Below are 10969 nucleotides of genomic sequence, written 5' to 3'. Positions count from 1 at the left end.
CGTTAATAAATAGGTGCGAAGCACCGAAATCAATAAATCAATATTAGATCTCAAATACATTTGAAATCTATAATCTGAAATCTAATGAAAAAAAGAATCTTCGTAGAAAAAAAAGGAATTTTCGATGTAGAAAGTCCAAAAATTTTTAATGAAATTAAAAGCATCATTCCTCATATTAATGATGTTAAAATTTACAATATTTATGACGTTTTTGGGATTGATGAAAATGAATTTAATTTGATGGTTGTTAGCACGTTTGTGGATCCTGTAACCGACATCCTTCATCATGAAAATCCTGCAAAAAACACTCATTTTGCAACCGAATTTTTGCCTGGACAATATGACCAAAGAGCAGATTCTGCGCAGCAATGCATTGCTTTATTAGCAGGAATTGAAAACTGCAAAGTGAGAAGCGGGAAGTTAATTGAACTTTTCGGCGTTTCTGAAACTGATGTTGAAATCATTAAAAATCATTTGATTAATAAAGTAGAATCTCAGGAAAAAAACTTATCGAAACTTGAAATTCCAGCGGAAGAAACGCCTGATTCTGTTATTACTCATGAAGGTTTCAATAATTTTTCGGTACAAGAATTAAAAGCGTTTTATGATAATCATGGCTTTGCTTTGGGTTTTGATGATTTAGAATTTATTCAAAAATATTTTCAGAAAGAAAATCGAAATCCAACAGAAACCGAACTGAAAGTGCTCGATACGTATTGGAGCGATCATTGCCGACATACGACTTTTGAAACGGAATTGACTGATATTCAATTTAAAGGAGCGTTTAAATCGACTTTAGAAAAAATATTTAATGATTATTTAGAAAAAAGAAAATTCCTCGGAAGAGAAGCAAAACCGGTTTCTCTGATGGATTTGGCAACGGTTTGCGCAAGATATTTCCACAAAACTGGAAAAGTCGACAATCTTGTTGTTTCCGATGAAATCAATGCTTGTACAATAGAAATCGAAGCGGAATTCGATGGCAAAAAAGAACCTTGGTATTTATTATTTAAAAACGAAACCCACAATCATCCGACGGAAATTGAACCTTTTGGTGGTGCTTCAACTTGTTTAGGCGGGGCAATTCGCGATCCTTTGTCGGGACGAGCGTTTGTTTATCAAGCGATGAGATTAACTGGAGCAGCAAATGTTTTAGAACCAATTTCAGAAACTTTAGCAGGGAAACTTCCACAACGAACCATTTCTAAACAAGCTGCAAATGGCTATTCTTCCTATGGAAACCAAATTGGTTTGGCGACCACTTTGGTGAATGAAATTTATCACGACGGTTATAAAGCAAAACGAATGGAAGTTGGTTTCGTAGTGGGCGCGGTGAAAAAAGATTGGGTTCGGCGTGAAAAACCAGAATCTGGCGACTTGGTGATTTTGTTGGGCGGCGCAACCGGAAGAGACGGAGTTGGCGGCGCAAGTGGAAGTTCAAAAGTACAAGATGAAACCTCGATTCATACTTTATCTACCGAAGTTCAGAAAGGAAATGCAGTTGAAGAACGTAAAATTCAACGGCTTTTTAGAAATCCGGAAGTCACGACTTTAATTAAAAAATCAAACGATTTCGGAGCGGGCGGAGTTTCGGTTGCGATTGGTGAAATTGCTGATTCACTGGAAATTAACCTCGATATTTTGCCTTTAAAATATGAAGGTTTGAATGGAACCGAACTCGCCATTTCAGAATCTCAGGAAAGAATGGCTGTCGTCATTGAAGCAAAAGACAAAGATAAATTCATCAAGTTCTGTGAAAACGAAAATATAAAAGCCGTAGAAGTGGCTAAAGTAACGGATTCCGGAAGAATGCAGATGTTTTGGCAAGGAAATAAAATCGTTGATTTGAGTCGGGAATTTTTAGATACTAACGGTTGTGCAAAATCGCAGCATGCTGAAGTTTCGCACTTGCAACAAATTGAAAATCAAAGCATAAGCTTTAATGAAAATAATTTTTTAAAGCTACTTTCAGATAAAAATTCAGCTTCGCAAAAAGGTTTAGCTGAAATGTTCGATGCTTCTGTTGGCGGAACTTCCGTGGCAATGCCGTTTGGCGGGAAATATCAGTTGACAGAAATGGAAGGAAGCGTGCAAACTTTGCCTGTTTTAAACGCAAAAAATATCGAAACCGTTTCCCTTGCAAGTTGGGGTTTTGATGCCGAAATTTCCTCTCAAAATTCAATGATTGGTGCTGCGAATGCAGTTGTAGAAAGTGTTGCGAAAATTGTTGCGATGGGCGGAGATTATAAAAATATCCGTTTGAGTTTTCAGGAATATTTTGAAAAACTGGGAAACAACCCTGAAAAATGGGGAAAACCTTTAGCGTCGCTTCTTGGAGCTTACGATGCGCAGATGAATTTCGAACTCGCAGCAATTGGCGGAAAAGATTCGATGAGTGGAAGTTTTCAAGATATTCACGTTCCACCGACTTTGATTTCTTTCGCTTGTGCGAACGGCGAAAAGAAAAATATCGTTTCTCCGGAACTTAAAAAAGCAGGAAATAAATTGTATTTATTTCAACATCTTTCACAAGAAAATGGCTTGCCTAATTATGAAGATTTAAAACTGATTTTCGAATTTATTCACGAAAATATTAAGGCTAAAAAGATCGTTTCGGTAAAGACGATTAAAAATGGTGGAGTTGCGGTTGCCTTAGCAAAAATGAGTTTCGGAAATCATCTCGGAGCAGAAATTAACATTGATGAAAATTTACTTTTAAATAAAAATATTGGAAGTTTAATCATTGAAAGTTCAGAGGTTTTAGAAAGTAATTTACTTCAAGTGATTGGCGAAGTTGTAAATTCTAATATTTTGAAAATGAGTGGTTTTGAGTTTAATATCGAAAAATTACTTGAAGTATGGACAGGAACTTTCGAAGGATTATTTCCAACCAAAGAAAAAGAAAAAATAGTGCTTGAAATTGATTCAGAATTAAATACGATTCAGCCAAGAACGATTCATATTTTAAAACATCAATTGGCAAAGCCGAAAGTTTTTGCACCGATTTTTCCAGGAACAAATTGCGAATATGAAACCCAAAACGCATTCCGAAAAGAAGGTGCTGAAGTTTCAAGTATGCCTTTAATTAATCTCAATCATCAGTTATTAAATGAAAGTTTAGATGCTTGGATTTCGGAAATTAATCAGTCGCAAATTTTGGTTTTTTCTGGCGGATTTTCTGCGGGCGACGAACCCGACGGTTCTGCGAAATTCATTGTAAATGTTCTGAAAAATGAGAAGATGAAAAACGCGGTTCATCAATTGTTGGAACGTGACGGAATGATTCTTGGGATTTGCAACGGCTTTCAGGCGTTGGTAAAATCTGGACTTTTGCCTTTCGGGGAAATTCGGGATTTGGATGCGGATTCGCCGACTTTGGCGCACAATGCGATCGGACGACATATTTCGCAAATGGTGAATGTGAAAGTTGCAAATGATGATTCTCCTTGGTTAAAAGGAATGAAAGATCAGGTTTTTACGATTCCGATTTCTCATGGCGAAGGACGATTTATGGCTTCGGAAAAGGTGATTAAAGAATTATACGAAAACGGACAAATCGGAACACAATACATTGATTTTGATGGAAATATTGCGCACGGAATGCCATTTAATCCTAATAATTCTTTATTTGGAATTGAAGGAATTACCAGTAAATCTGGGAAGATTTTTGGTAGAATGGGGCATCCGGAACGTTTTGCAGAAGGTTTGTTGAAGAATATTCCAACGGCGAATTATCATAATATCTTCAAAAATGGAGTGGAGTATTTTAAGTAAATTCAAAATAAAATATGAAAATAGCATTGTCGATATTTTTGACCTTTATGATTTTCAAAGTTTCGTTTTCGCAAAGTTTGAATTATAAGATAAATGGTACGGTTAAAGGGTTTCAGAATAATTCGTCGATTTTTTTGAGTGATCTTTCTGGCGGTACCTATGTAAAGATAGATTCCATGAAAGTTCAGGGCGAAAAGTTTCAATTTAGAGGAAAGTTGAAAAACAAAGTAACTCAATTTGCTATTCATACAAAGGATTATACAGACAGAGTTTCGTTTTGGGTTGAAAATACACCTTTAGTAATTGTTGCAGAGAAAGGTAAATTCAGAGAAGCAGTTATTAATGGTTCAAGAACGCAAAATGATGCAGTGCGATTTAATAAAATTTTAGATAAAGGAGAAGAGAAAACAGCCGCAACGAAACAATTTATTAAAGATAACCCAACTTCGATGATTAGTGCTGTTCAATTAGGATTTCTGAAAAATGAAATTTCAAAAGAATCTCTTTCTGAACTGTTCAAAGCACTTTCACCAGCTGTGAAGAAAAGTATTTATGGCAAAAAGGTTTCCGATTATTTATTATTAAGCAGAAACCCGCAAATTGGCGATAAATATATAGATTTTGAAGAACATACTTCAAGGGGAAAAACCGTCAAACTATCAGAATATAACGGAAAAATAATTTTACTGGATTTTTGGGGAACTTGGTGTGCTCCGTGCATTGAAGAATTACCTAATCTTGTCGAAAATTATAAAGAATTTAATCATTGGGGATTTGAAATTTTGGGTGTAGCTGCAGATACGAAAATGGAAGCGGTGAAAAGGGTTGAAGATAAGTTTGGAATTACTTGGACAAATGTGAGTGATTTGAAAGGCGACCAGAATAAATCTGCTATAATCTACGGTGTTACCTATTACCCGACAAATTTTTTAATTGATAGAAACGGAATTATCATTGGTCGAGATTTAACAGGAGATGAACTTAAAAATAAGTTGATCGAATTGTTAAAGTAGCTCTGATTCAGATGCTATTAATTTATATTTGAATAGTGAGAAATTTATTATTAGCTAATTTGCTTATATTGATGAATTATTAGTTAATTGACTTATGATTTTAATGAAAATCTCAAAAAAAATTATTAGGTATTTACCTTATATTTTGAGTTTATAAGGAATATTACTTATATTTGTAACATGATCGCGATTATTACTGGAGATATTATTAATTCTCAAAAATCAGAAACTGAACTGTGGCTCCCAAAATTGAAAAATTTATTGGGATCATGGTCAGAAACTCCCGAAAATTGGGAAGTATATCGCGGCGACGAATTTCAGTTAAAATGTAGTGTGGATGAAGTGTTTCATAGAGCATTGCTTTTAAAATCACTCATTCGAACTTTTGAAAGTTTAGATGTTCGCATTGCAATTGGTATCGGGAATGAAGTGTTTCGATCTGAAAAAATTACCGAATCAAACGGTTCTGCTTATGTAAATTCGGGACGTTTATTGACTGAAATTAAATCTCAAGGAAAAACTTTAGCAATACAAACTGAAAATGAGAAAGTAAATCGGGATTTGAATATTCTTTTCAAATGGGCTTCGATTGATTTTGATAACTGGTCTGTTGCAACAGCTGAAATTATTCATCAATTACTTCGGAATCCAGATTTGACTCAAGAAGAACTCGCAAAAGAACTCAATATCACGCAATCATCGGTAAGTCAGCGAATTAAACGAGCTAATTTTGAGTTGCTGCAAGAAACCAATCAGTTTTTTAGAAAGAAAATAGCAGAATTATAAATGATTTTCATCCCTCTCATATTAGCACATTTATTAGGAGATTTTATTCTTCAACCTAATTCTTGGGTGGCTGATAAAGAGAAAAAAAAGGGCAGAAGCGTTTATCTTTATCTCCACGTTTTTATTCATACGCTTCTCACCATTGTTTTTTTATGGAATCTTAATTTATGGTGGATTGCTTTAATCATCGGAGTTACCCACTATTTTATTGATTGGGCAAAATTAAATTTTCAAACTTCAAAAACGAAAAGAACCTGGTTTTTTATCGATCAAATCGCTCATGTTTTGGTGATTTTCGCATTGAGTTTTTTCTATTTTCCTTATTTTAAACTGGAAGATTTCTTTAATTCGCAAAATCTTAAATTATTTACAGCACTGGTTTTTCTCACCGTTCCAGCTTCTATATTCATTAAAACGGTGATCTCAATTTGGACTCCGATAACGATAGAACACAGTAAATTACAAACCGAATCTCTTGTCAACGCCGGAAAATATATAGGAATTCTCGAACGACTTTTGGTCTTCGTTTTCATTTTAGTAGATCATTGGGAAGGCGTTGGGTTTATGATCGCAGCAAAATCGGTTTTCAGATTCAGCGATTTGGCAGAAGCAAAACAGAGAAAGCTCACAGAATATGTTTTAATAGGAACTTTGCTAAGTTTCGGAATCGCAGTTTTAACAGGAATTTTAATAAAAATTTAAATAAATCTAATAAAAAATAAAAATGACAAAAGGAGCAATGCTTTATGAAGGAAAGGCAAAGCAGGTTTTCGAAACCGATAATCCCAATGAAGTGATTGTCCGTTTCAAAGACGATGCTACCGCTTTCAACGCGCAAAAAAGAGGAAGTGTAGATTTAAAAGGCGAAATGAATAATGCGATTACAACGTTGATTTTCGAATATTTAAATGAAAAAGGAATTCCAACTCATTTCATTAAAAAATTGGATGAAAGAGAACAATTGGTTAAAAAAGTGCACATCATTCCTTTGGAAATGGTGGTTCGGAATTATTCTGCCGGAAGTATGGCGCAAAGATTAGGCGTAGAAGAAGGCATTAAATCGCCGGTAACTATTTTTGATCTTTGTTATAAAAAAGATGAACTCGGAGATCCTTTAATCAACGATCATCACGCAGTTTTTTTAGGTGCAGCAACGTATGAAGATTTAGATGAAATGTATGAATTAACGTCAGATATTAATGATATCCTGATTGATTTATTCGATAAAATGAATATTATTCTCGTCGATTTCAAAATTGAAATGGGAAAAGATTCTAACGGGAAAATTATTTTGGCTGATGAAATTTCGCCAGATACTTGCCGACTTTGGGACAAAGACACCATGAAAAAGCTCGATAAAGATCGATTTAGAAGAGATTTGGGCGATGTAACAGAAGCGTACGTGGAAATCTATGAAAGATTAAAAAAAGTATTAAACAAATAATTTTTGTAGGAAAAGTAAAAAATGAAAGATGTACGCCAACACAGAGAAGATTATTTAAACCAATTCAAAGAAAGAGCTTATGGCCGAAATTTGCTAAAATCAGAAGATCCATTTGATGCGCCTTCTGAGGAATGTGGGATTTTTGGTTTGTATTCTGAGAATGATTTAGATACCTTTTCTCTTTCGCAATTTGGTCTTTTTGCCCTTCAACACCGAGGTCAGGAAGCGTGCGGAATTTCTGTTATGAAGAACGGAAAAATTTTTAATATTAAAGATGAAGGTTTGGTTCTTGATGTTTTCAAAGAGATTCGCCAACCCGAAACTTTTATGGGAAATTCGGTAATCGGGCACACAAGATATACGACGGCAGGCGACAAGAAAAAATATAATTTTCAGCCCTTTTTTGCCAAAAACGAATATGATCAAATCATTCTTTCCATCGCACACAACGGTAATTTAACCAATGCAGAAGCGCTAAAAAAAGAATTGGAAGCAGAAGGAGTTGTTTTTAAAGCGACTTCGGATTCTGAAGTGATTTTAAGATTGATTCAGAAAAATCTCGATTTGGGTTTAAGAGGCGCCATCAAAGCCACGATGGAGAAAATTGAAGGTGCCTATTCTGTGGTTGGAATGACGCGGAATAAGTTCTTCGCTTTCCGAGATTTTCATGGGATTCGCCCTTTGGTTTTGGGTGCGATTGATGAAAAAACATTTGTTGCTGCTTCCGAATCTGTTGCTTTAGATGCAGTTGGGGCACAATATGTACGAGATATTTTGCCAGGAGAAATTGTTTACACGAGCGAAAATGAAACAGGTTTAAAAAGTTTTTTGGTTAAACAAAACTGTGAAATGAGATCTTGTGCTTTCGAATATATCTATTTTGCTCGTCCAGATTCCACTTTAGAAGGAATTAATGTTCATGAAATCAGAGAAAAGTCTGGCGAAAAAATTTGGGAACAAGCTCCTGTGGAAGCCGATATTGTTATTGGAGTTCCAGATTCTGGCGTTCCGGCGGCGATTGGTTTTTCGATTGCTTCAGGCATTCCGTTTCGTCCGGTTTTAATTAAAAATCGGTACATCGGTAGAAGTTTTATTGTTCCGACCCAAGAAATGCGCGAAAGAATTGTTAATCTAAAACTGAATCCTATCGTTTCCGAAATTAAAGGGAAAAGAGTAGTAATCATCGATGATTCCATCGTTCGTGGAACAACTTCTAAACGATTAGTGAAAATCTTAAAAGATGCAGGAGTGAAGGAAATTCATTTCCGAAGTGTTTCTCCACCGATTATTGCACCTTGTTATTTAGGAATTGATACGCCGTCAAAAGACGATTTAATTTCGGCAAATATGAGTGTTGAAGAATTACGAAAATATTTAGGTGTAGATTCTTTGGAGTTTTTGAGCATGGATAATCTTAAAGAAATTCTCGGAAGCTCCAACCATTGTTTTGGCTGCTTTACCGAGAAATATCCCGTTCCGATAGGACCAAATCCTAATTTTAAAGATGAATAAAAAAGGTTGGGAAATTATTCCCAACCTTTCTAATTAATATATTTGAAGTGTTTTTACTTCCCAAATTTGTATGCTAAACCAACTTGGAAATTATTGTTTTTCGATTCGCTATAAGGTCTTCCGAAAGCATTATCATTTTTTCCAATTTTTGTTACACCAGCAGCATATCTTGCGGTAAGACCCAATTGAGGCGTAAAATAGTACCCTGCACCAATTCCAACTCCAAAATCAAAAGTATTCAAATTGTCTTTTGCGGTTTGAGTCCAGTCGGTCACGGTGGTGTTATTACTTCCATCTTTCAATTTACTGTTGGCATTTACCAGAAAACTAAACTGAGGTCCAGCTTCTAAATAAAATTGAGGTGTCGCATTGTACTGAAACATCACAGGAACCGAAATATATCCTAAATTAGTGCTGTATGAATTTTGATCGTTTTGTCCGTAAGTAACTTTTGAGCCTAAATCATTGTACAAAACTTCAGGTTGAATGCTAAAGTTTGCTGCCAAAGGAGCATTCAAAAATACACCAGCGTTGAAACCTATTTTTGATTCTGTATCACTTAAGCCACCATCTTTAGATATTGAGGAAACATTCATTCCTCCTTTGATACCGAATTGTTGTGCAAACGCTAATGAACTCATTGCAACTGCTGCACTTAAAAATAACTTTTTCATAATCTTAAATTTTTCTAATTAATTTTACGTTTTTGATAATTGGATTCTCATTTTATTGAAATTTTAAATTTTATAATTTCGAAAATGATTGAATCCTCATTATCATTACATTTTTAAATTTGTTTTACGAGTAAGTACTTCCAAATGCTATGCCAAAACAATATTTAATAGCATTAAATTAAACGATGGTTTAAATATTGTTTCTGTTAATTATCATAAAGTCAATTAGTTGTAAATAAAATAAAATTCCTGTACAACGAATGTACAGGAATTCCATTTTAACTTTAAATCACTTTTTAACGTAAATTTTGATAATAAAATAATGAGTTTTTTATATTTTCAATCGTTACCGAACAATTAAAAGTAGAATTTCCTATTGCTGTCAATAAAGAAAAAATAATATTTCCGTCAGTATTTTTTTTGTCATTTTTCATTAATGAAATAATTTCTTCCGAAGAAAAATCATTAATAGAAATATAAGGATAGAATTTTCTGATGTTTTTAATAATATTTTCTGATGTTTCTTCCGACATTAAATTTTCTAAAAAAGAAAGTCGAGTTTCGCAAATCATTCCTAAAGCAACCGCTTCGCCATGCGGAATTGGTTGATTTTTTTGCAGAAACAAACTTTCCAAAGCGTGCCCAATGGTGTGCCCGAAGTTCAAAGTTTTCCGTACATTTTGCTCTTTGAAATCAATTTCAACAACGTTTTGTTTAATTTTCATCGAAGTTTCAATAAAAGGGAAAATGTTTTCCGGCGTTAAATCTTGAATGGAAATTAAATCGTTCCAATGTTTTTCGTCAGCTATTAAGCCATGTTTCATCATTTCGGCGAAACCACTTCTGAGTTCTTCGAAAGGTAAAGTTTGCAAAAATTCCGGGAAAACGAAAATTCTTTCTGGCTCGGCAAAAGTTCCTATAATATTTTTCAAAAACTGATGATCGATACCTGTTTTTCCGCCAATTGAAGCGTCGCACATTCCCAAAAGCGTGGTGGGAATATTAACGAATTTAATTCCCCTTTTATAAGTTGAAGCCACAAAACCGCCCAAATCGGTAATTACGCCGCCGCCAAGATTCAGCAATAATGATTTCCGGTCGGTTTCAAATTCAGATAAGATTTCCCAAAGTTGCGTTGCAGTTTCAATGGTTTTCAAATCTTCGCCCGCTTCAATTTCTATAATTTCAAAAGGGATTTCGGTTTCTAAATTTCCTAAAAGTGTTGGGAGACAATATTCATGCGTATTTTCATCAACTAAGATTAAAAGTTGAGTAGGTTTTAATTCCTCCAAAAAATTATTGAGTTGCGAGAAATTGTAATCTAAAATTGAAATCATTTTTTAAAATATATTCTACAAAAATAACAAACTTTGTTGAAGTTTTCGGAAGACTTTTTGATCCCGAAAATTTTCTTTCCCCGAACCTAAAGGAAGGAGAATTCTCTCAAGCAGTTATCATCAGCAAGATTTAGTTTCTTAATAAAATCTTGACTTCTTTAAAAATTGAAAATTTAACTTGGGGTAAATCGGATTTTCAATTTTTTATAACTACTGAAACTTTGACAAAGTTCATGTCTTTTCGTTTTATCAATCCATATACTATTATTAAATTTGCTCAACTTTAAAAATCATCATGAGTATTTTCAATAACACCCAAATTGCCTTTGCAGACAAAACAGATTCTCAATTGAAAAAAGCGTATTGGATGTTCAAGGCGATTGAACAACCAATGATTACGAATGTTGGAATTTCTGCCCTTAATTTTAC

General features: G+C 34.3%; 8 protein-coding genes and 1 pseudogene. 7 read left to right on the top strand and 2 right to left on the bottom strand.

From position 1 onward, the window contains the following. Positions 1–84: 84 nt before the first annotated feature. The 6 genes from WBY99_RS12885 to purF all read left to right on the top strand — a co-directional run bounded on the left by WBY99_RS12885 (position 85) and on the right by purF (position 8529). Entirely contained in the window at positions 85–3774 is a 3690-nt protein-coding gene (locus tag WBY99_RS12885) for a phosphoribosylformylglycinamidine synthase (RefSeq protein WP_423976739.1), read from the top strand. A 14-nt stretch (positions 3775–3788) separates the two neighbouring features. Next, complete coding sequence (locus WBY99_RS12880) at positions 3789–4787, top strand: redoxin domain-containing protein (RefSeq protein WP_423976738.1); 999 nt, start codon at positions 3789–3791, stop codon at positions 4785–4787. 180 nt (positions 4788–4967) lie between these two features. Continuing rightward, positions 4968–5573, top strand: a complete 606-nt coding sequence (locus tag WBY99_RS12875; RefSeq protein WP_423976737.1) for a SatD family protein — start codon at positions 4968–4970, stop codon at positions 5571–5573. Further along, the gene (locus WBY99_RS12870) at positions 5574–6275 is read left to right on the top strand and encodes a DUF3307 domain-containing protein (protein WP_423976736.1); all 702 of its coding nucleotides are present in this window, start codon (positions 5574–5576) and stop codon (positions 6273–6275) included. A gap of 22 nt (positions 6276–6297) precedes the next feature. Then, a complete protein-coding gene (purC, locus tag WBY99_RS12865; RefSeq protein WP_423976735.1) occupies positions 6298–7017 on the top strand; it encodes a phosphoribosylaminoimidazolesuccinocarboxamide synthase in 720 nt (239 codons plus the stop codon). 21 nt (positions 7018–7038) lie between these two features. Further along, positions 7039–8529, top strand: coding sequence for an amidophosphoribosyltransferase (gene purF / locus WBY99_RS12860; RefSeq protein WP_423976734.1), 1491 nt, complete (start codon positions 7039–7041; stop codon positions 8527–8529). Positions 8530–8582: 53 nt separating this feature from the next. Here the strand turns inward: purF and WBY99_RS12855 are convergent, their stop codons facing one another. Both WBY99_RS12855 and aroB read right to left on the bottom strand, forming a co-directional pair. After that, entirely contained in the window at positions 8583–9203 is a 621-nt protein-coding gene (locus WBY99_RS12855) for a porin family protein (RefSeq protein ID WP_423976733.1), read from the bottom strand. Positions 9204–9499: 296 nt separating this feature from the next. Then, positions 9500–10540 carry a 3-dehydroquinate synthase gene (gene aroB / locus WBY99_RS12850; protein ID WP_423976732.1) on the bottom strand — a complete coding sequence of 347 codons (1041 nt, stop codon included), beginning with the start codon at positions 10538–10540 and terminating at the stop codon, positions 9500–9502. Positions 10541–10835: 295 nt separating this feature from the next. On the opposite strand from aroB, the pseudogene WBY99_RS12845 reads away from it, so the two are divergent. Next, positions 10836–10969: pseudogene (locus WBY99_RS12845) on the top strand (proline dehydrogenase family protein); the annotation flags it as partial.

The sequence above is a fragment of the Kaistella sp. genome (assembly GCF_049588135.1).
Lineage (GTDB): Bacteria > Bacteroidota > Bacteroidia > Flavobacteriales > Weeksellaceae > Kaistella.
This window is presented reverse-complemented; position numbering and strand designations above follow the sequence as displayed.